Origin of the sequence: Actomonas spartinae (genome assembly GCF_051209155.1) — a bacterium.
Lineage (GTDB): Bacteria > Verrucomicrobiota > Verrucomicrobiia > Opitutales > Opitutaceae > Actomonas.
Map to the genome: position 1 here is coordinate 62,733 of NZ_JBPJGB010000006.1, position 23,281 is coordinate 86,013.

At 65.8% G+C, this 23,281-nt stretch carries 20 protein-coding genes; 9 read left to right on the forward strand and 11 right to left on the reverse strand.

Going from position 1 to position 23,281, the window contains the following annotated elements; all coding sequences use genetic code 11:
• Positions 1–18 precede the first annotated feature (18 nt).
• A complete protein-coding gene (locus AC0MRV_RS19915) occupies positions 19–1,959 on the reverse strand; it encodes an ATP-binding response regulator (RefSeq protein ID WP_472766272.1) in 1,941 nt (646 codons plus the stop codon).
• A gap of 29 nt (positions 1,960–1,988) precedes the next feature.
• Positions 1,989–5,978 carry a PAS domain S-box protein gene (locus AC0MRV_RS19920; protein ID WP_472766273.1) on the reverse strand — a complete coding sequence of 1,330 codons (3,990 nt, stop codon included), beginning with the start codon at positions 5,976–5,978 and terminating at the stop codon, positions 1,989–1,991.
• 261 nt (positions 5,979–6,239) lie between these two features.
• On the opposite strand from AC0MRV_RS19920, the gene AC0MRV_RS19925 reads away from it, so the two are divergent.
• A complete protein-coding gene (locus AC0MRV_RS19925) occupies positions 6,240–8,699 on the forward strand; it encodes an alpha-amylase family glycosyl hydrolase (protein ID WP_472766274.1) in 2,460 nt (819 codons plus the stop codon).
• A gap of 19 nt (positions 8,700–8,718) precedes the next feature.
• Here AC0MRV_RS19925 and AC0MRV_RS19930 read toward each other — a convergent pair whose 3' ends face one another.
• From AC0MRV_RS19930 to AC0MRV_RS19955, 6 genes are read right to left on the reverse strand one after another with little or no spacing between them, the layout of a single operon-like run.
• Positions 8,719–9,132, reverse strand: a complete 414-nt coding sequence (locus tag AC0MRV_RS19930) for a DUF2721 domain-containing protein (RefSeq protein ID WP_472766275.1) — start codon at positions 9,130–9,132, stop codon at positions 8,719–8,721.
• A 49-nt stretch (positions 9,133–9,181) separates the two neighbouring features.
• Entirely contained in the window at positions 9,182–9,508 is a 327-nt protein-coding gene (locus AC0MRV_RS19935) for a metal-sulfur cluster assembly factor (protein WP_472766276.1), read from the reverse strand.
• On the reverse strand, positions 9,486–10,802 hold the full coding sequence (locus AC0MRV_RS19940) for a hypothetical protein (RefSeq protein ID WP_472766277.1): 1,317 nt from the start codon (positions 10,800–10,802) through the stop codon (positions 9,486–9,488). The genes AC0MRV_RS19935 and AC0MRV_RS19940 overlap by 23 nt, the downstream gene beginning before the upstream one ends.
• 10 nt (positions 10,803–10,812) lie before the next feature.
• On the reverse strand, positions 10,813–11,364 hold the full coding sequence (locus tag AC0MRV_RS19945) for a DUF2249 domain-containing protein (RefSeq protein ID WP_472766278.1): 552 nt from the start codon (positions 11,362–11,364) through the stop codon (positions 10,813–10,815).
• Positions 11,361–11,726, reverse strand: coding sequence for a cupin domain-containing protein (locus AC0MRV_RS19950; RefSeq protein ID WP_472766279.1), 366 nt, complete (start codon positions 11,724–11,726; stop codon positions 11,361–11,363). Before AC0MRV_RS19950 ends, AC0MRV_RS19945 begins: the two co-directional genes overlap by 4 nt.
• 10 nt (positions 11,727–11,736) lie before the next feature.
• A complete protein-coding gene (locus tag AC0MRV_RS19955) occupies positions 11,737–12,639 on the reverse strand; it encodes an SCO family protein (protein ID WP_472766280.1) in 903 nt (300 codons plus the stop codon).
• A 107-nt stretch (positions 12,640–12,746) separates the two neighbouring features.
• On the opposite strand from AC0MRV_RS19955, the gene AC0MRV_RS19960 reads away from it, so the two are divergent.
• From AC0MRV_RS19960 to AC0MRV_RS19985, 6 genes are all read left to right on the forward strand, one after another.
• Positions 12,747–13,280 carry a plastocyanin/azurin family copper-binding protein gene (locus tag AC0MRV_RS19960; protein ID WP_472766281.1) on the forward strand — a complete coding sequence of 178 codons (534 nt, stop codon included), beginning with the start codon at positions 12,747–12,749 and terminating at the stop codon, positions 13,278–13,280.
• Between the two features lie 41 nt (positions 13,281–13,321).
• Positions 13,322–15,214 carry a Sec-dependent nitrous-oxide reductase gene (nosZ, locus tag AC0MRV_RS19965; RefSeq protein WP_472766282.1) on the forward strand — a complete coding sequence of 631 codons (1,893 nt, stop codon included), beginning with the start codon at positions 13,322–13,324 and terminating at the stop codon, positions 15,212–15,214.
• Between the two features lie 136 nt (positions 15,215–15,350).
• On the forward strand, positions 15,351–15,968 hold the full coding sequence (locus AC0MRV_RS19970) for a hypothetical protein (RefSeq protein ID WP_472766283.1): 618 nt from the start codon (positions 15,351–15,353) through the stop codon (positions 15,966–15,968).
• Positions 15,965–17,284 (forward strand): NosD domain-containing protein, encoded by a 1,320-nt coding sequence (locus AC0MRV_RS19975; protein ID WP_472766284.1) that lies wholly within the window; start codon positions 15,965–15,967, stop codon positions 17,282–17,284. The genes AC0MRV_RS19970 and AC0MRV_RS19975 overlap by 4 nt, the downstream gene beginning before the upstream one ends.
• 16 nt (positions 17,285–17,300) lie before the next feature.
• The gene (locus AC0MRV_RS19980) at positions 17,301–17,972 is read left to right on the forward strand and encodes an ABC transporter ATP-binding protein (protein WP_472766285.1); all 672 of its coding nucleotides are present in this window, start codon (positions 17,301–17,303) and stop codon (positions 17,970–17,972) included.
• Positions 17,973–18,160: 188 nt separating this feature from the next.
• Positions 18,161–18,979 (forward strand): hypothetical protein, encoded by an 819-nt coding sequence (locus tag AC0MRV_RS19985; protein ID WP_472766286.1) that lies wholly within the window; start codon positions 18,161–18,163, stop codon positions 18,977–18,979.
• A gap of 162 nt (positions 18,980–19,141) precedes the next feature.
• Here AC0MRV_RS19985 and AC0MRV_RS19990 read toward each other — a convergent pair whose 3' ends face one another.
• Positions 19,142–19,861 (reverse strand): Crp/Fnr family transcriptional regulator, encoded by a 720-nt coding sequence (locus AC0MRV_RS19990; RefSeq protein ID WP_472766287.1) that lies wholly within the window; start codon positions 19,859–19,861, stop codon positions 19,142–19,144.
• 74 nt (positions 19,862–19,935) lie between these two features.
• On the opposite strand from AC0MRV_RS19990, the gene AC0MRV_RS19995 reads away from it, so the two are divergent.
• On the forward strand, positions 19,936–20,166 hold the full coding sequence (locus AC0MRV_RS19995) for a DUF2249 domain-containing protein (protein ID WP_472766288.1): 231 nt from the start codon (positions 19,936–19,938) through the stop codon (positions 20,164–20,166).
• Positions 20,167–20,188: 22 nt separating this feature from the next.
• Here the strand turns inward: AC0MRV_RS19995 and AC0MRV_RS20000 are convergent, their stop codons facing one another.
• Complete coding sequence (locus AC0MRV_RS20000) at positions 20,189–21,826, reverse strand: ammonia-forming cytochrome c nitrite reductase subunit c552 (protein WP_472766289.1); 1,638 nt, start codon at positions 21,824–21,826, stop codon at positions 20,189–20,191.
• Positions 21,827–21,847: 21 nt separating this feature from the next.
• The gene (nrfH, locus tag AC0MRV_RS20005; protein ID WP_472766290.1) at positions 21,848–22,333 is read right to left on the reverse strand and encodes a cytochrome c nitrite reductase small subunit; all 486 of its coding nucleotides are present in this window, start codon (positions 22,331–22,333) and stop codon (positions 21,848–21,850) included.
• Positions 22,334–22,549: 216 nt separating this feature from the next.
• Here nrfH and AC0MRV_RS20010 point away from each other — a divergent pair, with 216 nt between their 5' ends.
• A complete protein-coding gene (locus AC0MRV_RS20010; RefSeq protein WP_472766291.1) occupies positions 22,550–23,272 on the forward strand; it encodes a hypothetical protein in 723 nt (240 codons plus the stop codon).
• Positions 23,273–23,281 lie beyond the last annotated feature (9 nt).

The following is a 23,281-nucleotide window of genomic DNA, read 5'->3' on the forward strand; positions in this document are numbered from 1 at the left end:
GCTTTGCGCCCGGCCTGCTCATGTCTCGAGCTGTTTCAGCGCATCCGCCAGTGAGTTCAGGGTGAACGGCTTGGACAGGAAGCTGGTGTGCGCGTCGATCTCAATCAGCTCTTGCACCGACTCCGCCGAGAAACCGGTGGTCAGCACGATGGGCAGCTTGGGCCAGACCTCGCGCAGACGGCGCTGCACCTCGATGCCCGACATCTGGGGCATGGTGAGATCGAGGAAAACGGCCTGCACATCTTCGAGCGCGTTCACTTGCGCGACGATCTCTTGCGGATTGTTGAACACGCGGCAGAGGTAACCGTAGCGTTCGAGCATGTTGCTCAGAGTGCGACTCACCGGCTGCTCATCGTCGACGATGAGCACCTTGCCGGGCTGGCGGGGGCGCCAGTCCGACGAGGCAGAAGGCATGCTTGGGGCCACGCTAACCCCGGTCGGAACCGGCAGATAGATTTCGAAACGCGTGCCGACGTCGGGTGCGGAGATGACTGCGATACCGCCGTTGTGGAGGCGGACCACGTTGTAGACGATGGAGAGGCCCAGGCCGCGACCGGCGAACTTGGTGCTAAAGAATGGATCGAAGATGCGGTCGAGCGTCGCGTTGGTGATGCCGTGCCCTTGGTCTTCGACCGCGATCAACAACCACGCGGTGTCGGCACTGATCTGGTCGGGCGACACCCGCAGGTTGTCCGGCAGCTTTTCGACCTGGCGCCCGATCACTTCAATGGTGCCAGAGCGATCGCCCATGGCTTCGGCGCCGTTGAGCACGAGGTTGGTGAACAGTTGCTGGAGGCGACCGGTGTGACCGAGCACCGGCGGCAGCTCGGGCGGCAGATCCAACCTTACCTCGATGCGATCGGTGAAGGAACGCGGAGCCAGTTTGGCCGAGGTTTGCAGGAGGTCGCTCAGGTTGACGGGCTTGAGTTCGAACTGACCGTTCTCCGCGTAGGTGAGCATCTGCTCGCAAAGGGTGGCCGCGCGCTGACTCGCTCCCCGGATTTCGCGGAGGCAGGTTCGGTCTTCTTCCCGCAAGTGGTCCTGTCCCATCATGAGCTCGGCGTTGCCCATGACAATGGCCAGCAGGTTGTTGAAATCATGGGCGATGCCGGCGGCCAGCACCCCAAGGCTTTCAAGTTTTTGGGCCTCCTGCATGCGTCGTTCCGCCTTTTGCCGGAACTGCTCCAGTTCCCATTTTTCCGAAGCGTCGCGAAAGATGATGATGGCCCCGTTGATGACGCCGTTTTCGTCCCGGATCGGGGCGATGGAGTCGTCGATGCGTCGCCGGTCGCCATCCTTGGTGTCGATTTTGAAAGCGTTGTCGAAGTGCAGGGACTCACCCTGTTGCAGGACGGGGTCGATCGGATCCGACACCCGTTGGTTGTTTTCGTCCCGCAGAACGAACACCTGCTGATACGGCTGGCCCAAGGCGCTTTGGCGGGACCAGCCGGTGATACGTTCGGCGATCGGATTGATGAAGGTGACACGGCCGGCGAGGTCGACGGTGATGACCCCGTCGCCGATGCTGTGCAGGGTGGTGCGCAGCCAGCGCTCCATGCGCCGCAACTGCGAGTCCGACTTGTGCCGATAGATCGCCGTTTCGATCGAGGCGCGCAGCTCCTGGTCTTCGAACGGTTTCACCAGATACCCGTAGGGACTCGTGCGTTTGGCGCGGTCCAGCGTGGCCGGGTCGCTGTGCGCGGTGAGAAAGATCACCGGCAGGTCAACCTCCTCTCGGAGGCGGGCGGCGACTTGGATGCCGTCGTCGCCACCGGCCAGGTGAATATCCATCATCACCAAGTCGGGCTGTTCACTGGCGACTTGCGCGAGGGCATCGGCGGCGTTGTCCACCGTGCCGACCACACGGTAGGCCTGACGCTGGAGGGATTCGCGAATGTCTTCGGCGAGGATAGCCTCGTCTTCGACGACCAAAATACGGACGGGAGAGGTCGTGGGCATAGGAGGAGTCGTGGACATGGAAGGGTGGGTTAGGCCTGGCGGTCGATGCGGCGCGGTTCGTCCCTGACGTCGTAGGCGAATTCCAAGCGATAGTGTGCGGGTTCGCCAGGTTTGGGCGACGTCAAATCGCCGCGGATCTGTTTGCTGAGCAACGAGATCAAACGGTTTCCCAGGGAAGTTGACTGGGTCGGATCGTGATCGGGAGGAATGCCGGGGCCGTTGTCGGCCAAGGTGAGCACGAGGTGACCGCGACCGACCTCGGTGAGCGTAAGCTGAACGCGAAGCTCGTGGCCCGGGCGCGCGCCGTGCTTGTGCGCGTTGGTGAGCATCTCGTTGACGATCAAGCCGAGCGGAATCGACTGGTCGGGGGTCAAAGAAACCGGAGCGAGGTTCAAATCGAGTGCCACCTTGATGTCCTGCGACTGGAAGCTGCGGGTCACGCCCTGCGCCAGTTGGGTGAGGTAGACATCGATCTGGACCCGGGCGAGGGACGTATGCGCGTAGAGCATCTCGTGCACCATCGCCATCGTGCGGACCCGGCGCTGACTTTCCTGGAATTGCTCCAGGGCCAACGGGTCATTGATGCCGGCGGCCTGGAGTTTCAGCAGGCTCACCACCAGTTGCAGGTTGTTCTTCACCCGGTGGTGCACCTCGCGCAGCAACACCTCCTTTTCGGTGAGCGATGCGGCCATGCGTTCGACCGATGCGCGACGCTCGGTGATATCTTCGAGCACCCCGACAAAGCCGACGACATGGTGGTCGCGCCGAATGGGAGTGGCGGAGGAGTGCACCCAACGCACCGCGCCGTCGCGGTGTTGAAACCGGAACTCCAGTTCGAAGTCGCTCAACTGCGCCATCGATTCGCTCCAGGTATCAAAGACGTTTTGACGGTCGTCGGGGTGCAGGGTTTGCCCCCATTCGTCGCCCACGGCTTCCTCGGCGCTCAGCCCGGCAATGCGTTGCCAGGAGGAGTTGGTGTAGGTGCAGCGACCATCGGCGCCGGTTTCGAACACTCCCACGGGGAGCGCGGCGGTGAGCGTGCGGAAACGTTGTTCGCTCGTGACCAGGGCGAGTTGGGCGCGCTTGGTTTCGTCGACATCCTGGAAGGTGCCGAGCAAGCGAAACGGTTTGCTGTTCTGGAACTCGGCCTCCCCGACGGCGCGCACCCACCGTTCCTGGCTGGTGCCGGTGATGATCCGCAGGGTCTCGTCCCAGCCCACCCCGTCGGCGATGGCTCGGTTCACGCAGGTGGAGATGCGCTCGCGGTCGTCGGGGTGATAAAAGTTGATGGCCTCGGAAACCGCGACCGGTGTCCCGGGTTCCACTTCGTGAATGCGGTAAGTCTGCTCACTCCACGTGAGGGTGTTGGTGACCAGGTCCAGTTCCCAGCCGCCGATGGCGGCGATGCGCTGGGTCTTTTCCAGCAGTTCGCTGACGTGTTTGCGGTCGGTGATATCGAGGTTGCCGCCGACATAGCCGACGACCTTGCCGTCCCGGCGTGCGGCGGTGCCGATGGAGTGAACCCAGCGGATTTTGCCGCTCTTGGTTTTGAAGCGGAAGTCGTGGGAAAACAGGGTGTCGGTCGCGACGGCCTGCTCCCAAGCCGCGAACAGGCCTTCGCGATCCTCCGGATGGACCGCTTCGGCGTAGCCGCGTCCCAGACTTTCCTCGAGCGTCATCTCGGCGGTGTCCTGCCAGGCTTGATTGGTGTAGAGGCAATAACCTTCGGCATCGACCTCCCAAAGCCCGACCGGTAGCGTAGACGCCAGCGTGCGGAAGCGAGCCTCCGAGGCAGCCAAGGCGAGTTGGTTGTGTTTGATCTCATCGATGTCCTGCACCGAGCCACTGACCCGATAGATGCCCGAATCGGTCACTTCCCCCCGCCCTGTCACCCGCAGCCAGCGCGTGGGCTCGCCGTCGCCATGCTTGGTCCGTAACTCGAGATCAAAGGAGGAGCCGTCGGCCACGACGCGGTCCAGGTGCTCACGCAGGCGCGCGGCGTCCTCGCTGCGGTAGAAGGCGAGTTTTTGTTCGATCGTGGCGGAGAGGGTGTGGGTCGCCCGATGAATGCGGGCGGCCTCCTGCGTCCACGTTACCCGACCCAGCGGAACGATGTATTCCCAACCGCCGACCCGGGCCAGGTGTTGCGATTCGTTCAGCAGCTCGGTGCTGCGCTTTTGGGCGGTGATGTCGGTGCGAATGGAGATGTAGCGCTGGGGCTTCTGCTCCGGATCGAGCACCGGCACGATGGTCGTCTCGACCCAGTAATAGGTGCCGTCCTTGGCCCGGTTGCGGATCTCGCCGTGCCAGACCCTGCCGCCGGCGATGGTGCGCCAGAGGTTTTGGAAAAACTCCCGGTCATGGGTGCGGGAGTTGATCATCCGGTGGTTCTGGCCGATCAGTTCGCTCCGGCTGTAACCGGAGATGTCGCAGAACTTTTGGTTCACCTCGGTGATGGTGCCTTGGACATCGGTGATCGCCACGATGGCATGGTCGTCGAGCGCGCGGTTGAGGGAACGGACCTCGGCCAAGGTGTCGTTGAGGCGGGTGCGTGCGGCGTGCAGTTCGCTGTTGTCCGTGGCCACCCCGAGGTAGCTCAGGATCGCGCCGTCGGCATCCCGGATCGCCGTGACCGACAGCAGGACGGGGACCGCGGAGCCGTCCTTGCGCACATAGCGCCACTCGTGGGTGTTGGGGAGCCCGAGGTCGGTCTTGGCCACAAACACGCGGAATCCGGGTTCGAGCGTGGCGCCGAGCTCGAGCGAAAATTGCGCGGCGCGCTCGACGACTTCCTCCGGATCGTGGAACACGGCCGGGGTGGCTTTGCCCACCAGTTCGCTGGCGCGATAGCCGAGCAGTGATTCCGCGGCTGGATTGAAGACTTGGATCGTTCCAGAGAGGTCGGTGACAATGATCGCGGCCCCGGAGCTTGCGACCACGGCATCGTGGACCTGCGCAGCCGTGGCCAACTCGGAGGTGGCCGCATCCGCCCGCGCCGCCTGGGACCGATAGTGAGAACCGAGCGTGGCGATGATGATGAAAAGCAGGGTGTCGATGACGACGCCGGTGCCGGCGATGAGGGCGGGCTGTTGGGTCGAGGTGGCGTCGTCAAAGCGGGAGTTGGTGGTGAATTCCAGTGTCCAGGGGTGACCGGAGATCTCGACGCGACGTTGCTCGCGGTAGGTGGGCTCCGTCGCGGGGTCGGTGCCGTCGACGCCGTTGCCGGTGGTGTCGTGCAAAAAGGCATCGGGCCCGGTGTTCGCGCCATCGTAGACCCGCACGTCGACCTCCCGGCGCGTGTGATCGAGGATGCCACGCATAAGATCGCTCATGCGAAAGGGGGCGTAAACGTAACCGAGCAGAGCGGCTCGCCGTTGGGTGACATTGTTGAGCGCGGCGCCGGTCCGATAGAGCGGCAGGTAGGTCAGCACGCCGGGTTGCACGTCCGAATCGATTTCCTGCAGCAGGATGACCTTGGCCGACATCGCGGCCTCGCCGGTGTCGCGGGCGCGCTCCATGGCCGCGCGGCGCACCGGATGAGAGAACATGTCGTAGCCGAAGGCCCGACGATTGCGGGTGTCGAAGGGTTCCAGAAACTCGATCGAGGTGTAGACCTCGCGTTCACCCGCCGGGGTGACCGCGAAGTCCGGGAAACCGTCGGCGCGCACCCGCGCTTCGAAACCGGGCACCTCGTCGGGCTCGAGGACGCGAGCGAAGCCGATGCCTTGGATGCCGGGAAAGTAGTCCTGGACCCGCAGTTGCTCGACGTAGAGGCGCCAGTCGTCGCGGGTCACGCGGTCCGAACTCGCCATCAGACCCACGCCACCACGGAGCACTTGCTCATACTCCAGCATGCGTTTGCGGATGAGGGTCTCGGCCTCCTCGGCCGCGAAATCAAATCGTTCCTTCGCCCGCCGTTCCGCATAGCCGCTCGACACGCGCCAGCCTAGGAAGGTCACGCCGAGAGACGTGAGCAGGATGATCCACGCCGTCGCGCTGTGGTGGAGAATCTTTCGCATGAGTGCGTGGAGGGGGAAGGGGGCGAAAGTGAAGGAGGGATTACGCCTTTAAGGCAAGCGACTTGAATTTGAGGAGAAACGCGCGGAAATCAAAGCGCTTGAGTAGGTTAAACCCTCCTCCATCGGACGCCCGCGGGAACACTTGAGGGCGAGGGCGGGCAAGCCGGTCGGGGGGCGCGGGCCCGGTTTTCTCCGAGGGATGCAAGTCCTGTCCCGCGCGGGCGAATTGCAGGGCGGTCGGCGGCGGTCTTCGTTGGGAGGATGCCGATTACCCCGCTCGCTCGCTTCCGCCCTTGGTTCGCTCTCCTCCTGCTGCTTGGCGGTGGGATGGCGCCGTGGCTGCGGGCGGAGTCCGCGCCGCTGGTCGTGCCGCGTTTCACCCACCCGGGCGCGGGTCAGACCTATTATTTCGTGCTCGCCGACCGTTTCGCCAATGGCGACCCGACCAACGACTCCGGCGGCCTTGAGGGCGGACCCGATGTCACGGGTTTCGATCCGACGCGCATCTCCCATTACCACGGCGGCGACTTCGCCGGGCTCACCGCCCACCTCGATTACCTGCAGGAGCTGGGCGTGACGTCGGTTTGGGTGACGCCGCCGTTCAAGAACAAGCCCATGCAACAGGGCACCGCCGGTTACCACGGTTATTGGATTACTGATTTCCATTCGATCGATCCGCACCTCGGCAGCAACGACGAGTTTCGCGCTTTTGTGGCCGCCGCCCATGCCCGCGGGATGCGCGTCACCATGGACATCATCGTCAACCACACGGCCGACGTCATCCAGCTCGCGGGCGATCATGCGTATCGGGAAATCAAGGACGCGCCCTATCGCGATGCGGCGGGCGAGGTTTTTATGTCTCGGGCGGTGGCGTTCAACGGCCTCAACGATGCCGCCGCCTTTCCGGCGCTCGCGGCCGATGTGAGCTTCCCCTACCGGCCGTGGGTTCCCGCTGGCGAGGAGACCGTGAAGCACCCGGCCTGGCTGAACAATCTCACGCTTTACCACAACCGCGGCAATACGACCTTCGTGGGGGAAAACTCCACCCACGGTGACTTCGCGGGCTTGGATGATCTTTTCACCGAACACCCGCAGGTCGTGCGCGGCTTCATCGACATCTTCACCTGGTGGCAGCGCGAGTTCGGCGTGGACGCCTTTCGCATCGATACGGTGCGGCATGTGAACACCGCCTTTTGGCAGGCCTTTGCGCCGGCGATTCGCGAGCTGGCGCGGCAGCTCGGCCGGCCCGACTTCGTGCAGTTCGCCGAGGTCTACAACGATGCCGGCGACCCCGCGGTGCTGAGTGAGTTTTCCACCAACAGCATGCCGATCGACACCACGCTCGACTTCGGTTTCTTCGTCGCGGCGCGCAAGTTTGTGGCCGAGGGCGGCACGGCCGCAGCGCTGGCGGACTTCTTTGCGCGCGACGATTATTACGTCGACCACGACAGCAACGTGCACACCACCACCACGTTCCTGGGCAACCACGATGCGGGGCGTTTCGCCTACTTCCTCGCCGAGGCCAACCCGGGCGCGTCCCGTGAGCAATTGGCCGACCTGGTGAAACTCGGGCACGGTCTGCTCTACTTTGCCCGCGGCCAGCCCGTCATTTACTACGGTGATGAACAGGGCCTCATCGGCCGCGGCGGCCACGACATGCGCGCCCGCGAAACCCTCTTCGCGGCCCAGGCCCCGCTGTTTCGCGACGCCGACCTGCTCGGCACCGAGCGCACCGGCGCCGACGACAAATACGATCGCAGCCACCCCTTCTACCGCCTCTTCGCCGAGCTCGGCCGCCTGCGCGCCGAGCACGTCGCCCTGCGCACCGGGGCGCTTCTGCCGCGCCTCGGAGATGAACCGGGCCTGGCCGCCTTCTCGCGCCTGGAGCGCGGCGAACGCATCGAATACCTCGCCGCCTTCAACAACTCCCGCAGCGTGACCTTGCGGTCGTCCCTGCCCACCAGCCAGCCTGCCGGGGCCGGTCTCGATCCGCTCTTCGCCAGCGATGGCTCGGCGACGACGTTGGTGACCGATGATGGCGGCCGTGTGACGGTGGAGCTGGCGCCGCTGCAATTCGCGCTGTGGCGGGCGTCACAGCCGCTGCCCGCATCGACCGAGCCGCTGCGCATCGCTTTGGCCAAACCGGCGGGAGCCGCGAAGCTCAAATTCAGCGTGCGGGAGGTTGATGGCTTGTTGTTTCCGAGTCGGCAGGAAATCGCGGCGGAAGTGAGTGGCGACGACGGCTACGCCGAAGTCACCTTTGCGCTCCAGCGCGCGTCGCGTCCCGGCCAAACAGAAATCCTCGGCGTCGACGACACTGCGCCCTACCGCGTCTTTTGGAGTCGGCCGGCCGATCTTGCTCCGGCCGACGAGCTCACGTTCATCGCCACTGTATCCGATTTGCGGGGACGCATGGCGACGTCCAGCGTCGCCGGTCTGCGTGTGGAGGCCTCCGATATCGCGTTCGGTGTCCCGGGATCGTCGGTCCCCACGATAAGCGATTTGACGGATCCGGTCTGGGATACGGCGAAGTGGGACGGCGCGCGCTTGTATGTCGATGCGCAGGGCACGCCGCCGTTGGAATACCAGTGGTTGCGCGACGGGGAGTTGATTCCCGGAGCAGATCGCGATCGCGTGGTCACGTCCTTGCCTGGCACCTACCGGGTATTGGTAAGGAACGTGGCCGGCACCGTCATCAGCGCGCCGATCGAGGTGCGCTGATGGGGATCGCAGATCGGATTTATCTGCCCGGTGGTCGGGTGTGTGCGTCCTCCAATTGCGACAATAGCAGGCCGAGGGCGCCGCCCGAGACCATGATCTCGCGGAGCGAAAGCGCCAGGGAGACGGTCATGAGCATCACGCTGATCACGAAGATGCCGGAGCCGACCGACCCCAGATCGAAGAACAGGCACACCATGGCCAGGGTGCAACCGATGAGGCTGGCGACGCCGCAGATCTGCATCCAGCGAATGAGGGCGAGGCGGCGATGGATGAGCAGAATCTGCTCGCGGGCCAGCGGGTCGCCGCCCGCGCGGAAGTCGGAGTGCAGTTTCCGAATGAGCGCGGCCAGGTGTAGAAAACGGTTCGTGTAAGCGAGGAACAGCAGGCTGATCGCGGGAAAGAGCAGGGCGGGGGTCGAGAGCGAGAGGTCCATGACAACGGGCAACCGGCAGCATGGGCGCTCACCCCACAAAGTCACGCCGTCAGGCCGGCGTGAGCGGCTCGTCCCACCCGAGGTGCGCGCGGCCCGCGGGGCTGAGCATGTCCGCCGTCCAAACCGGATCCCAGACGAGCGTCACCCGGGCCTCGGTGATGCCGGGCACGGTTTCGGCCGCCGCCTTGACCCCGGCCAGGATGATGTCGCCGGCCGGGCAATACATCGATGTGAGTGTCATGACGATTTTAGCGGTGCCGTCAGTCACGCTCAGGTCGTAGATCAGTCCGAGGTCGGCGACGCTGAGGCCGAACTCGGGATCCGGCACCCGGGCTACGGCGGCGTGAACGCGGTCAATGAGTTCGGGCGAGGTCATGTCGGGGGAGGACGGGGGCATGGGTCGGAGCGCCGGCCACCGGTCGCCAGAGGTGGCGGAGCAGGTGGGCGGTATTGAAGAGATAAATACCGAGGGCGGCAGTGAGCAGCAGAGTGGCCGCGCCGATCAGCGCCGGTGTATCGGTCAGCACGCCCGCCGCCAGCAGCGCGATGGCCGCGGTGTGGCCAAGACCCCAGACCGCTTCGCGCGCGGGGCGACCGAGCTGATGGGTTTGGGGCACGGGTTGCCGACCAACTTTCGGGCCGTAGGCTTTCATCCAGATGAGGAAAGGCAGGATCTTGCCGAGCATGCCAAGGATGGTCAGCGGCAGCACGCCACCGACCACCACGATGCCGTAGGCCAACGCGGCGCGCAGACGGAGTTCGTCCGATTCGGTGGCGAAGATCAGAACGAGGCCGCCGCCGGTGGCGATCGCACCCAGTGTGAGACCGCCGAGGAAGTTGAGCACCGGGTATTCCCAGCGACGCCGACGACGGGAGGTGAGGGTGGAGCGCAGGGCCGCGGCGCTTAGGAGGAACGCGATCGCCAGGACGACGGCTCCGCCTTGGGCAACGTGGGAACCGGCCCCGGCGAGGCCTGCGATGAGCACCGTCAGGCCGACTTGCGCCGTCAGCAGGCCGGCCAGGGCGAGGCGCGGGCGGCGCACCTCGGCCAGGGTGAACATGGGCACCAGTTGGAAGGTCACGCCCTGCAGCAGTCCGCCGAAGAAACCGACCACGCCGGCGTGCGCATGCGCGCGCAGCAGTCCGAGCACATCGGCCGGCAGAAAGGGCGTGTGGCGGTTCCAGGCCAGCACAGCGCCGGAGCAGGCGGTCAGCGCGAGCCAGCCGGTGGCGATCGGCAGGGACCACGCCGCGGCGTCGCGGCGACGTGAGCGGCAAAAGGTGCGGGCGACGGTGCCGTGGAGCAACGCGGTGCCGAGCGCGACCGCGCTGCCTGCCATCGCCGCGGCCGCGTAGGCGCCGTGGAAGAACGCGGTGACCAAGGCGGGCAGGCCGAGGCTGTGCAGGCCGAGATGCCACCACACCGCGCCACGCCGCGCGCGCAGCGGCGTGCCGAGGATGACCGGCGCCATTTGGTAACAGGCGCCGATGCAGATGGCGCCGAGACCGCCGGGCAGCCACAAGTGGGCCACCGCCACCAGACTCGGGTGAAAATGCGGCAGCCGCAGCCACGACGGATGCCAAGCCAGCGCGAGCGCGCCGGCCGCCAAGCTGAGCAGCCCGAGGGCGAAGAATGCCAACGGCAACCAACCGCCGCCGACCAGCGGCATCGCGGTTGAGTTAGCGCCGGGAGATCTCGGTGCGCCAGCTGCCATCGGGCAATTCCGAGCTTTGGTGCTCCAATCCGCGCCGATCGAGTTCGGGCAGCAGGTGGAGTGGATTGCGGTCGGTGCGGGCGAGGAGGGTGGCGCCGGGCGCGAGTTCCTCGGCGATCTCCAGAATGGCGATCATTGGCTGCGGCGGTTCGAGTCCGCGCAGGTCCAGTTCCTCGTCTCGGATTTCGACGCGCACGGTGTTGCCGGACGGCGTGTGTCGACGGTGGTGGTGCCCGCCGCAGGAGCCGGGCAACGGATGTGAGGCGGCAGGATCGGTTTCGCGGAGGCGCTCGATGCGCACGCGGAACAGGTCCGGTCCCTGTTGTTCATAGGACCAGTCAAAAGCGTCCGGATAGAGCGCGGCAAATTGGTAGTAGAGCGGCACCGGATCGTGGTCGTTGATGAGAACAACGCACTCGCCGACGGCGAGGTCGTGCCACTGTTTGAAGATGGTGGCGTGCTTGTCGCGGCAAGAGATGCTGCGGACATCGAGGAGGTTTGGGTTGGATGGATTCATGGTTGGGAAGAAGTGGGTTCGGCGGAGAGCGTGAGCAGCAGGGTGAAGGCGCCGTGGCTGGCCCGCACCGCGTGCGGCTGGTTGGGCGGCAGATGCATGAGTTCACCGGCGGCGAGTCGCGCCCATTGGTCGTCGACGCAAAAGTCGCACGCGCCGACCACCACCTGCACGAGTGCGCGGCGATTGCTGGTGTGCGTGGTGAGCTCTTCGCCGTCGGCAAAGTGCATGGTGACGACGCGCACGTCGGGCGTGCTGAGCAGGGTGCGGCTGAGGATGCCGACCGACGGAGCATCGGATCCGGTCGGCAGGGTGAGCGCTGTGCTGCCGGCGCGGGCGGGAGAAAGGGGGACGGGTTTGGACATGGGATTGGGGTCAGGAGTCGGCGAGTTGTGTGCGGATGGCGGCGAGCAGTTCGGCGGACTTCCAATGGTTGCCGCGCCAGACCTCGACGATGCGACCGTCAGGTCCGACGAGCGCGGTGCACAGCGTGTGGTTGAGGGTCACGCCGTCGCGTTCGTTGAAGACGGCGAAGGCGCGGGTGAGGAGGTCGATCTGGATCGATTTGCCGGTGGCGAAGCGCCAGGTGTCGCGATCCGCCCCGAGCGCCGCGCCGTAGGCGGCGAGGATTGCCGGGGAGTCGAAGTCGGGATCGAGTGTGATGCTGAGCAGGCCAACCTTTGGCTTCAGAGCCGCGTCGGCCTGGATGGCGGCCTGCAACTCACCGTAGCGCAGGGCCATGGCGGGGCAAAACTCCGGCACGGGGCAGCGCGTGAAGATGAAGGTGATGACCGAGTAGCGGCCTGGCCACGCGCCCGGCGTGATGGGTTCACCTTGTTCGTCGATCAGCGCGACGGCGGGCACGAGATCGCCTTCACGCAGGCGGGAGGAGCGCGGGCGGACGACGGCGGTCGGGGAGGGGCGAGCGGAGCTGCGGTCGAGCACCTGAAAGGCGGAGGCCCGTGACTGTGTGTCGCTCACTTCAAACTGGAATTGCACGCGGTCGCCCACCTGTAGGTCCGCGGTGGCGGTGCGATCGGCAATCTCGAACGCCATGGTCATGGCCGGCATGAAGCCGGGCACCGGATCATGCGCCACGACCGGGCGACCGTCATCGAGCAGCGCTTCAACCGTGCCGGTGATGGTGTAGTTGCGGGCCTGGGCACAGAGCGCCGCGGTGGCGGCGAGAACCCAGGTGAACAGGAGCAGGGGACGTCGGTGCGAGTGCATGCCGCCATCATCGTCGCAGACGGCCCCGGGCGCCTTGATGTGGGTCAAGGCGCGGTGGTTTTGGCGCGATTTCAGGAAATGTCCGCGGAAGTGCCGGGGGCTTGATGCACATCAAGGCCGGCGGGGGGGCGAGTGACGTAGAGTGGGGCATCGCCATGAAAACCACACCGACTCTTATCCTCGCCGCCGCCTCCCTGGCGGTGCTCCTTGGCACCGGCTGCGGCCGGTCCGATTCCTCCTCCGCCTCTACGGCGGCGACCCAGCCCACCGCTGCGGCGCCCGCCGCCAAGGTGAATGCGCCCGCCGAAGGTCGTGCCATCGCCGTTACGGCGAATGACGCCATGAAATTCGACGTAACCGAGATCACCGCCCATCCGGGCGAGGCCCTCGCCGTCACGCTCACGAACAACGGCACCATGCCCAAGTTCTCCATGGGCCACAACTGGGTGTTGCTCGCGGCCAACGTGGACGTGAACGCCTTCGCCATGGACGCCGCCCAGGCGGTGAAGACCGACTACGTGCCGGCCGCCGCGACCGGCCAGGTGCTCGCCGCCACCAGACTGCTGGGGCCGAAGGAGAGCGACACCGTGCTCTTCTACGCGCCGAAGCAGCCCGGCCGCTACGTCTTCCTCTGCACCTTTCCCGGCCACTTCCAGGTCGGGATGAAGGGCATCCTCGTTGTCCAGTGACCCCCGCTCTCCCCGAACCACATCCCCCCCCCGATATCATCATGAAAGCTCACCCACGCTTCTTCCTTCCCGCGGTGCTCGCGGGTCTGCTCGCCGGCCTCACCGGTTGCGCCCCGGCCGGTGACTCCGGCTCGGCCGGCACCGCCGTTGCCGCCGGCGGCGACTCGCCGGCCGAACGCACCTACGTCGCGCCCGGCGAAAAGGACGAATACTACCTGTTCTATTCCGGTGGCCACAGCGGCCAGGTCTTCGTGGCCGGCATGCCGTCGATGCGCCATCTCTCCACCATTCCGGTGTTTTCTCCGTATTCAGGAACCGGCTACGGGTTCGACGAGGAGTCCAAGGCCATGCTGGGCGACTACACCTGGGGCGACGTCCACCACCCGGGCCTCTCCAAGACCGATGGCAACTACGACGGGCGCTGGCTCTTCGTGAACGACAACGCCAACAACCGCATCGCCCGCGTGAGTCTGCGTGATTTCAAGACCCACCAGATCCTCGGTCCCATTCCCAACTCCAGCGGCAACCACGGCTCGTCCTTCGTGACCGACAATTCCGAATACGTGCTCGTGGCCACCCGCTTCTCCGTGCCTCTGCCCAAGGGCCGCTACGCCGAGCTCGACAACTACGCCGACGAATTCAACGGCATCGTGAGCGGCATCAAGGTCGACCCGACCTCCGGCGAGATGAGCGTGGGCTGGCAGGTGCTGACTCCACCCTTCAACTGGGACCTCGGTTCCACCGGCAAGGGCCCGAGCGCCGGCTGGGCGTTCTGGACGTCCTACAACACCGAGATGGCGCACGGCGTGATGGAGGCCAACTCCACCCAGCTCGATCGCGACTACGCCGCGGTGGTCAATTGGAAGGCGGTCGAACAGGCCGTGCGCGACGGCAAGACCATCGATCTCGATGGGGTGCCCGTCATCGATCCGGCGAAGGTGCCCGGTTTGATCTACTTCCTGCCGGTGCCGAAGTCCCCGCACGGCATCGACACCGATCCGTCCGGACGCTGGATCGTGGCCTCGGGCAAACTCCAACCGGTGGTGTCGGTCTTCGATTTCGAAAAAATCCAGGCCGCCATCGCCGCCCAGGATTTTGAGACCACTTTCCGCGGCATCCCGGTCATCCGCTACGAAGCCGCCCTCGAGGGCGAGGTGCCGGTCGGCCTCGGTCCGCTGCACACGCAGTATGACGGCAAGGGCAACGCCTACACCTCGCTCTACATCGAGTCGGTCGTGGCCAAGTGGACCATGCCGCCCTGGAGCGCCGAGCAGAAGGCCGACCTCAACGCCGTCGTGACCGACAAGATCGATGTGCACTACAACATCGGTCACCTCGTCATCGGCGGCAGCGACACCCGCCAGCCCTACGGCGATTATCTGGTCGCGATGAACAAGCTCTCCAAGGGGCGCCACCTTTCCGTCGGTCCGGCGCAGCCCGAGTCGAGTCAGTTGATCGACATCACGGGCCAGAAGATGCAGATGCTCTACGAGGCCTTCACCGAGCCCGAGCCGCACTTTGCGCAGGTCATCAAGGCCGACTTGGTCAAGCCGATCGAAGTCTACCCGAGGGCGGAGAACACCGATCCGAACGCGATCTGGAGTGCCGAGGAAACCGGCGTCAGTCGCAACGGCAACATCGTCGAGGTGAAGATGATGGCCATCCGCAGCCGCTTTGTGCCGGACCACATCGAGGTCAACGAAGGCGACGAGGTGGTGCTCCACGTCACCAACGTCGAGCAGACCCCCGACATGATTCATGGTCTCGCGATCGCGGAGCAGAACGTGAACATCATCTTCGATCCGGGGGAGACCAAGACCGTGCGCTTCCAGGCCACCAAGACCGGCGTGTTCCCGTTCTACTGCACCAACTTCTGCTCGGCCCTCCACCAGGAGATGCAGGGCTACATCTCGGTGAAGCCGAAGAACGACTGACCCCCTGTAGGGCCGGCGCTTGCGCCGCGCCACCCGTGCCGCCCCACCGCGTCACGCCGACCAGGCGCCGGCCCTACACCTTTCAAACCGCGGCACGTCGCAAGCGACGGCCCTACCTCAAACGAACCTCCCCGCCATGACCTCCCTCTTTCGCCGCGAATACCTCTTCCTGCGCCGCCCGCTCAACTTGGGATCGCGCCTGTTGCTGCTGCTCGCCGCCGGGGCGATCGTGGCGGCCATTTTCCTGCCGCTCTGGCAGATCCACCTCGTGGCCCCGCAATACCGCGAGGGCCTCGCGCTGAACATCTTCGCGCACAAACTCGTCGGGGGCAACGGCGGCCAGGACCTCGCCGAGATCAACATGCTCAATCACTACATCGGCATGAAGCCGCTGGTGCAGGCCGACTTTGTCGAGATGCAGTGGCTGCCCTTTGCCTTCGGCATCTTCGCCCTGTTTGCCCTGCGTGCCGCCGTGTTGGGGCGCATGGTGAGCCTGGTCGACCTGCTTGCGCTCTTCCTCTACTTCACCGCGTTCTCGCTCGGGAGCTTCTACTTTCGGCTCTACAGTTACGGCCACGCGCTCGATCCGCATGCCCCCATGACCATCGAGCCCTTCACGCCGGTGATGATCGGCAGTCAGCAAATCGCCAACTTCGTGCAGACCAGTCTGCCACAGTCGGGGGCGCTCGCCATGGGCCTTTTCCCCATTCTCGTGCTCGCCGCCATGTGGCTCTCGCGAAAGGAGGAGGTGTGAACCTGCGCCTGGGCATCGCGCTCGTCGCGCTTGGCCTGGCGGTAGCCGGCCTCGTTGAGGCCGGACCGGGGTCAACGACCCCGGCTACAGCAGCCGGCGACCTGCTGCGCGACCGCCTCGCCGCGGCGCCGAACGGTGCCGTGCTCACGGTCGCTCCCGGAGTCTATGCCGGCCCCTTCGTGCTCGACCGGCCGGTCAAACTCCGCGGCGAGCCCGGCGCGGTGCTCGATGGCGGAGCGACGGGTCATGTCGTCGCCATCACCGCGCCGGATGTCGAGGTATCCGGATTTACCCTACGCAACTCCGGCCGCGACCTCGGCGCCGACCACGCCGCGGTTCATGTCGCGGCCGACCGCGCGATCGTGCGCGGCAACCGCATCGTCGACTCCCTGCACGGCATCTATGTCCGGCGCGCCGCGGACGGGGTGTTCGCCGACAATGTCATCCTCGGCGACGGCGCCGCGGTGGTGGCGGTGTCCGATCCGCTCGTGCGCGGGCTGGTGCCCGGCCAGGATGAGTTGTGCGGCATCCCGACCGCGCAGGATCGTCGCGGCAACGGCATTCACCTGTGGAACTCCGCCGGCCACCTCATCAGCGGCAACGTCATCACCGGCACGCGCGACGGCGTGTATTTCTCCTTCACCGATCGCACGCGGGTCGAGGGCAACACCATCACCGGCGTGCGCTACGGCCTGCACTACATGTATTCCGACGAAAACGTCTTTGTGGGAAACACCTTCCGCGAAAGCGCGGCCGGCGCGGCGCTCATGTATTCCAAGCACCTCGAGCTGCGCGACAACCGCTTCTTCGCCAACCGCAGTCAGCGCGCCTACGGGCTGCTGCTCCAGTCGGTCGACGACACTGTGATCGCCGGCAACCGGATCGAGGGCAACACGCTCGGCCTATACCTCGAGAACGCCAACGCCAACCACGTGCGCGACAACCTGGTCGCCGCCAACTACGTCGGGGTGCGGGTGAGCGACAGCTCGGCCGCCAATGTCTTTGCCGGCAACCGCTTCACCCAGAACCTGCATCCGGTCGAAACCTCCGGCGCCAACGCCGCCAACGTCTGGTCGGATTCGGGCCGCGGCAATCACTGGGAGGGCGCGCTCACCCTCGACCTCGACCGCAACGGGGTGGCCGACGTGCCGCACCACGAGGTCGATCTCTTCGGTCGGCTGCGCCGCGATTTTCCCGCCATCGGCCTGCTCTCGGCCAGTCCCGGCGAGCGCCTGCTGCGTTTCATCCAGGGCCGCATCGGCCTTCGTCACCGCGCCCGCGTGACCGACCCGGCGCCGCTCGTTTCCCAGCCCTAAACCCGCCTGACTTGTCATGATCTCCATCCGTCACCTGCAAAAGTCCTTCGGTCGGCGCGCTGTCCTGCGGGACCTGAACCTGAGCTTCGCGCCCGGTCGCGTCAGCTTGCTGCTTGGCGACAACGGCGCCGGCAAGACGACCTGCCTGCAGCTGCTGGCCGGCCTGCAGCGGCCCGATGGCGGGGAGTTGATCCTCGCCGGCTGCGACCTGCGGCGCCAACGCCGCGAGGCCCTCGCGCGCACCGCCTACCTGCCGCAGGTGCCGCGCTTCCACCCGCGTCTGACGCCTGAGCACATCACGGCGTTTCACGCGCGCCTGCGCGGACGCTCCGCGGCCGATGCCGCGGCGGCGCTCAGACAGTGGGGCCTCGACGACCATCGGCGGGTGCCCTCGGCCAAGCTCTCGGGCGGACTGCGCCAACGCCTCGCGCTGGCGGTGTTTTCCCTCGCGCCGGTGTCGGTCCGCCTGCTCGACGAGCCAGGCATGAGCCTCGACCCGGTGTGGCGCGAACGTCTGCGCGACTACCTCGCCGCCGAGGCCCGCGAGCGCGGGGTCACCGTGGTGATCGCCACCCACCTGCTGGCGGAATGGAACGGTTACGCCGATGCTTGCCATGTGCTCGCCGCCGATTCCTCCGTGCGCGAAGTTGCGCCCGATACCCTTGTTCCCGTGTTCGCCAGCGCATGAGGCGAACGCACTGCACCACAACTTTCAGACACGGATCACACGAATATTCAAGGATACCAAAACCACGCAGGGGACGAGAGTGACGGTTCTGTCCGTGCTCATCCGTGTGATCCGTGGCTAACGCCTCCCTGCCTCTCCGCTTCGGTCTCTTCGTTGCCGCCTGTAAAAACCTGTTCGTTCCGCCCGTCATGAAAACATCCGCATCATTGCTTTCGTATCCATCCCGTTGGGGCGTCGTGATGGCTTCTGCCAATCGCGAATGGCTTGGTCATCGGCTCAATCGTTTCCTGCACGCCCACCTCGCGCTCGTTGCGGTCGTGGGTCTGCTGCCGCTGCTCACGCCCGGCGAGGCGTTGGTGCGGGGCGCGACGTGGTGGCTCATGCACGCGGTGCTGTATGCGGTCTCCCTGTCGGCGCTGCTGCTCGGCCTGAGCTCGGCGCACGCCGAGGCGGATGAACGCGAATGGCTGCTGGTCCAGCCGGCCGGGATCGCGCCGTGGCTGGCGGGCAAGGCGTTGATGCTGGTCGGTCTGGTGACCGTCGCCGCGGGACTGCTGGTGCTGCCGACGTGGCTGGCGGGCGGCGGGTCCGCCGGACTCGGACTGATGGCCGGAGCGGCGGCCGCGGTGAGCGCGGTGTTTGTCCTGCTCGGTTTCGCGGTGGGCTGCTGGGTCAAGGATGGCGTGACCGGGTTGATCGCGGCGGTGGCGGCGTGGTTTGCGCTGCTCTACGGCACCGACCTGCTGTTGTTGGGCTTTGCCGGCGCGCCCTGGTTGCAGGCCAACCCCGACGTGTTTGTCGGCGTGTTGATGGTGAACCCGCTGGATGTGTTTCGGGTCGGCGTGCTCTTCGCGGTCGAGCGGGCGGCCTTCAGCGGTCTGGCGGCGGGGCCGTTGGCCGGCTGGTGGCACGCGCATCCGACCCTGTGGCTTGGCGTGCTGAGCGCGCTCTGGTCAACCGTCCTCGGTTTTATCGCCTGGCTCGGAGCCCGCCGCCCGCTGGCGTGAGGACGAGGCGGAGGGGCAACGCGGTTTCTTACCACGGATAAACCCCGATAAACACGGCCCGGTTCCGTTGCGGTGCGGACCCATGGATACCGCGCGTCGCCGGTAGGCGAAGCCATCCGTGTCCATCTGTGGTTAACAACCGTTTCAGTGCTTGGCCCGTCGTCAGGCGGTGCCGTTGAGGTAGGCTTGGAGGCCGGGGCCATGGAGAATGGTGACGCGGGGTCCGTCGACCTTGATGAGTTGTTCGTCGCGGAAGCGGGCGAGGGTGCGCGAGAGGGTTTCGCTGGTGACCCCGAGTTGGCCGGCGAGGATTTTTTTGGTGACCGGCAGCTCAAAGACGGCCGGACAGCCGAGCCGGGCGGCCGGGCTTTGGTCGAGCAGCCAGTTGGCCAGGCGGGCCTCGATCTGGCGTCCCTTCAGGTCCTGCAGCAGCTGGACGAGGTGTTTCAGGTGCAGGCTCATGGAGCTGAGCATCTGCAGGGAGAGTTTGGGTTTTTGACCGATCAGGCGGATGAACGGCGCCTTGCGCACGAGGATGACCTGAGTGTGTTCGAGCGCGGTGGCATTGGCCGGATAGGTTTCGGCGGTGGCGAGCGTGACCTCGGCAAAACTCTCCGGCGGATGGAAGAGGCAGATGATCTGCTCGCGGCCGTCCGGCGTGAGGCGCGAGATACTGATCCGTCCGGCGTGCATCACGTAAAAGCCTTCGGCGGTTTCGCCCTCGCGAAAGAGCAGTTCGCCCTTGTCCAAGGTCTTGAGCGTGCAGCATTCGGCCACGTCGGCCAGATCCGCGGTGGGCAGGTCGGCAAACAGGGGGCAGCGCCGCAACGTGGCGGTGAGGGCGGCGCCGCGGAGATCGTCGATGCGGATGGTGGTCGGCAAGGCAGCGGGGACTATCGCGCTGGCGATTGAGGTGGATCAAGGACGGATGCGGGGCGGTGTGCTAGGATGCGCGCATGACGACCCCGCCGCTTGAAGTTGATGTGCGCCCTCTGTTTGAGGCCGATCGTTCACCATTGCCCGTCATTCTCGCGGCGGTGGATCGCCTTGCCCCCGGTCAGGCCCTGCGCCTGCTCGCCCCTTTCGAACCGCGACCGCTCTACGCCCGCCTGGCCGCCCGCGGCTACATGGCGGAACCGATCATGCACGCCGACCACTGGGAGATCCTGTTCCGGCCGGAAGGCTGAGGGAGGAGTTTACCGATTCGCTTCAAATGCCGTCGGGGCGTTCGTGGGGCGTGACGCCTTGGATGCCCTGGACCGGGGCGGTGACGGCGGGGGCGGCGGGGGCGCGCAGCATGATGGCGAGGGCCTGGGCCTGGCGGCTGTAATCGATCGACTCGGCGAGGATGCGGGCGGCTTCCTGGTCGGCGTGGAAGCCAGCGGAGTTTTCGCTGCTGATGAAGTCGAGGCGCCAGGTGGCTTTGTTCTGGAGTTCGTGCAGGCCTTTGAGGTCGTTCTCGGCGATGCCGACGGCCTGGGCCTCGCGAATGGCGTCGAGCATGTCGGTCACGGCGGCGGCGGCCCGGTCGATCAGGGCGCGGGTGCGGCCCTGAATGGTGGCGACCTTGTCGCGGAGTTCGTCGGCGTCGACGTTGTGGCAGGTCTGGCAGGAGTTGTTGAGGGTGAGCATGGGACTGCGCACCCAGTGGCTGCTCACCTTCATGGCGCCCTGGCGTTCATAGGGCATGTGGCAGTCGGTGCAGCTCACGCCGCTGCGGGCGTGCACGCCCTGGCTCCAGAGTTCGAACTCGGGGTGCTGGGCCTTGTAGGTGGGCGCGCCGGTTTCGCCGTGTTTGTAGTCCATGAAGGCGCTGCCGTCGGGGAAAGTGTGGTTGTCGTAGGTGCGCTCGATCTGTTCGATCTTGAGGCCGTTTTCCCAGGGGAAGAAGAGGGTCTCCTTGGAGGCGCAGTAATACTCCACGTGGCATTGGCCGCAGACGAAGCTGCGCATCTCGCGGCGGCTGGCGTCGAGGTTGGGATCGTAATCCTTGGCGCGGTTACCGAGGCGCCAACGTTCGACACTCGGCAGGTGGGGCACCGGGTCGTCGCTGCGGGCGAGAGCGGCGATGCCGTTGACGAAACCGGGGCGGGTGACGCGCAACTGCATGGTGTCGGGGGCATGGCAGTCGATGCAGCTGACGGGGTGGGCTTCGGAAAGCTGGTGCGGATCGGAGGGGTCGGCGGCACCGCCGGGCATGAGGGTTTCGGTTTCGCCGGGGGTGCCGTCAGGGGTTTTCAGCAGTTCGGCATGGGCGTCGCTGTAGTTGAGCGTGCTGGCGACGCGGAAGCCCTCCATGACGGCGGGCCAGTTGAAATCGGCGGCGAGGGCATCGGCGGAGGCGTCCTGGCCGAAAGACTCCAAGCCCAGGCGGCGGTAGGTTGGGATGATGGAGGCGTGGCAGTGCAGGCAGGCGCCGCTCTGGGTGCGTTTGGTGACGCGCTCAGTGACCTCCTGATCGTGCAGCATGTAGGCGTGGCCGCGCAGTTCGCGGTAATCGATGCTGAAGGCGTAGCCGGCGTAGAGGCGCTTTAGCCAGGGGTGCTCCTCGAGCTTGCTCTGCGGCATCGCGGAGGAGCCGCCGAACTCGGTGTGCGAGCTGTCGACGGTGCGTTTGTAGGTGTCGAACTGATACGGCCAGTTCATGCCCCAGGGCACGGGGTCGGTGGAGATTTCCGTGACCTCGGCGACGCGGACGAACGGAATGCGGGCTTCCTGCCGGTGTTCGAAGATGGTCACGAGCAGCGCGGTGATGCCGAAGGTGACGACGGCGGTGCCGACCATGACCATGAGCGGCAGGGTGAGGCGGCTGCGGCGTGAGGGGGATGGAGGGGGGGAATCGGTCATGGCGCGGGGGTGGGGAAGGGTTCAGCGGTGGGCGTGGCCGACGTCGCTGTGGCAGTGGACGCAGGTGAGCATTTCCTGAGCGGGAGTGGGGGGGGGCATCTGGTGCACGACCTCGGCGTGACATGACATGCAGGCGGCCTGGGTGACGCGGCGATTGCGCGGTTTGATCTGGATGGGCTCCGCGAAGTTGCCGGTGGTGAAGGCGAGGGAATGGAAGAAGCCGTTGTCGGCCTTGGTGATCCACTTGCCGATGGGGTGGTGGGAGAGGTGGCAGTCGTTGCAGACCGCGACATGGTGGTGGCTCGAGTTCTGCCAAGTGTCGTAATAAGGCTCCATCACGTGGCAGTTCACGCAGGTGGTGGGGTTGTTGCTCAGATAACTGGCCCCCTGACCGTAGCCGAAGGTGAACGCGCCCAGACCGCCCGCCAGTCCGAACGACAGGGCGAAGAGCACATAAAGTCCGCCGGCCAGAGCGAGCGGATGGACTTTGCGCTTGGGCTTTTTCATGGGAACCGACTGGCGGGGAGGCCAGTGGGGGGCGGTTCAGGCAGCAACTACGGGGGTTCTTCCTTTGGTAACCGCATGGGCCCCGCGCATTCAAGGCAGGGATGCCCCCATCTATGAAAACTTTTCACCGGTGGTGGCCTTTACGTGTCGGCGGAGGGGCGCTAACACTGCGCTTGGGTCGGCGCACCCCTTCGCCCCCCGCAACCCCGTAACCCCATGTTTCTGCTTCCCCGCATATCCCGGCGGCTCGGCGTGTTTTTGTCCGTGCTGCTGGCCGCCAGCGCGACCGGTGTGGCGTCGACTGTGTCCAGCCCGCGGGGGCGTGACTGGCTGCAGCAGTATTACCAAAACCCCACGCCGGAGCGCTTTGTGCCGTCGATCTATGAAATGACGCGGACGCGGTATTTTGCGCTGCCGGGTCAGGCGATGGTGGGGATCGGCTTCATGGCGAGCCTGTTTCAGGCGAACCCGGGCCGGGTGGACGAGTGGCTGTTGTATTGCCGTCGCTTGCCGGAGGAGGAGTGCCGCATGGTCGTCGCGGCGCTGTGGTATGCCGGTTATCCGAAGGGCGAGGAGTATCTGCAGATGCACGCCGAGTTGGCGCGGGATGAAAACCTGCGGGCCTTGCTCGACCGGATCCTGGCAACCTCTCCCTCGCTGGCGGAACTCCCCATCGACTCGAAGTCGGCGCTCTATCTGTGCTGGGGCCGGTTCCTGGCCACGGGTGATGAGGCGATACTGAGGCGGATCTTCACGGCGATCCCACGGTTGGAGAAACTGACCGTGCGGGACCAGTGGTGGCTGGCGTGCGCCATGGCGCGACATGAGATGGCGGTGAACTGGTGTCGGCGTGAGCTGGCGCAGGAGCCGGCGGACATGCGGGCTTCGCTTGAACTGGTCCTGGCGGCAGCCGATGCGCGGTTGGTGGCGTCCAAATAAAGACCGCGC

Bases quoted from the DNA above. Each gene is read 5' to 3' on its own strand.
- AC0MRV_RS19960 (WP_472766281.1), top strand. From the start codon at position 12,747: ATGAAAACCACACCGACTCTTATCCTCGCCGCCGCCTCCCTGGCGGTG.
- AC0MRV_RS19915 (WP_472766272.1), bottom strand. From the start codon at position 1,959: ATGCCCACGACCTCTCCCGTCCGTATTTTGGTCGTCGAAGACGAGGCT.
- AC0MRV_RS19925 (WP_472766274.1), top strand. From the start codon at position 6,240: ATGCCGATTACCCCGCTCGCTCGCTTCCGCCCTTGGTTCGCTCTCCTC.
- AC0MRV_RS19945 (WP_472766278.1), bottom strand. From the start codon at position 11,364: ATGAATCCATCCAACCCAAACCTCCTCGATGTCCGCAGCATCTCTTGC.
- AC0MRV_RS19995 (WP_472766288.1), top strand. From the start codon at position 19,936: ATGACGACCCCGCCGCTTGAAGTTGATGTGCGCCCTCTGTTTGAGGCC.
- AC0MRV_RS19985 (WP_472766286.1), top strand. From the start codon at position 18,161: ATGAAAACATCCGCATCATTGCTTTCGTATCCATCCCGTTGGGGCGTC.
- nosZ (WP_472766282.1), top strand. From the start codon at position 13,322: ATGAAAGCTCACCCACGCTTCTTCCTTCCCGCGGTGCTCGCGGGTCTG.
- AC0MRV_RS19970 (WP_472766283.1), top strand. From the start codon at position 15,351: ATGACCTCCCTCTTTCGCCGCGAATACCTCTTCCTGCGCCGCCCGCTC.
- AC0MRV_RS19920 (WP_472766273.1), bottom strand. From the start codon at position 5,978: ATGCGAAAGATTCTCCACCACAGCGCGACGGCGTGGATCATCCTGCTC.
- AC0MRV_RS19980 (WP_472766285.1), top strand. From the start codon at position 17,301: ATGATCTCCATCCGTCACCTGCAAAAGTCCTTCGGTCGGCGCGCTGTC.
- AC0MRV_RS19935 (WP_472766276.1), bottom strand. From the start codon at position 9,508: ATGACCTCGCCCGAACTCATTGACCGCGTTCACGCCGCCGTAGCCCGG.
- AC0MRV_RS19950 (WP_472766279.1), bottom strand. From the start codon at position 11,726: ATGTCCAAACCCGTCCCCCTTTCTCCCGCCCGCGCCGGCAGCACAGCG.
- AC0MRV_RS19940 (WP_472766277.1), bottom strand. From the start codon at position 10,802: ATGCCGCTGGTCGGCGGCGGTTGGTTGCCGTTGGCATTCTTCGCCCTC.
- AC0MRV_RS20000 (WP_472766289.1), bottom strand. From the start codon at position 21,826: ATGACCGATTCCCCCCCTCCATCCCCCTCACGCCGCAGCCGCCTCACC.
- AC0MRV_RS19930 (WP_472766275.1), bottom strand. From the start codon at position 9,132: ATGGACCTCTCGCTCTCGACCCCCGCCCTGCTCTTTCCCGCGATCAGC.
- AC0MRV_RS20010 (WP_472766291.1), top strand. From the start codon at position 22,550: ATGTTTCTGCTTCCCCGCATATCCCGGCGGCTCGGCGTGTTTTTGTCC.
- nrfH (WP_472766290.1), bottom strand. From the start codon at position 22,333: ATGAAAAAGCCCAAGCGCAAAGTCCATCCGCTCGCTCTGGCCGGCGGA.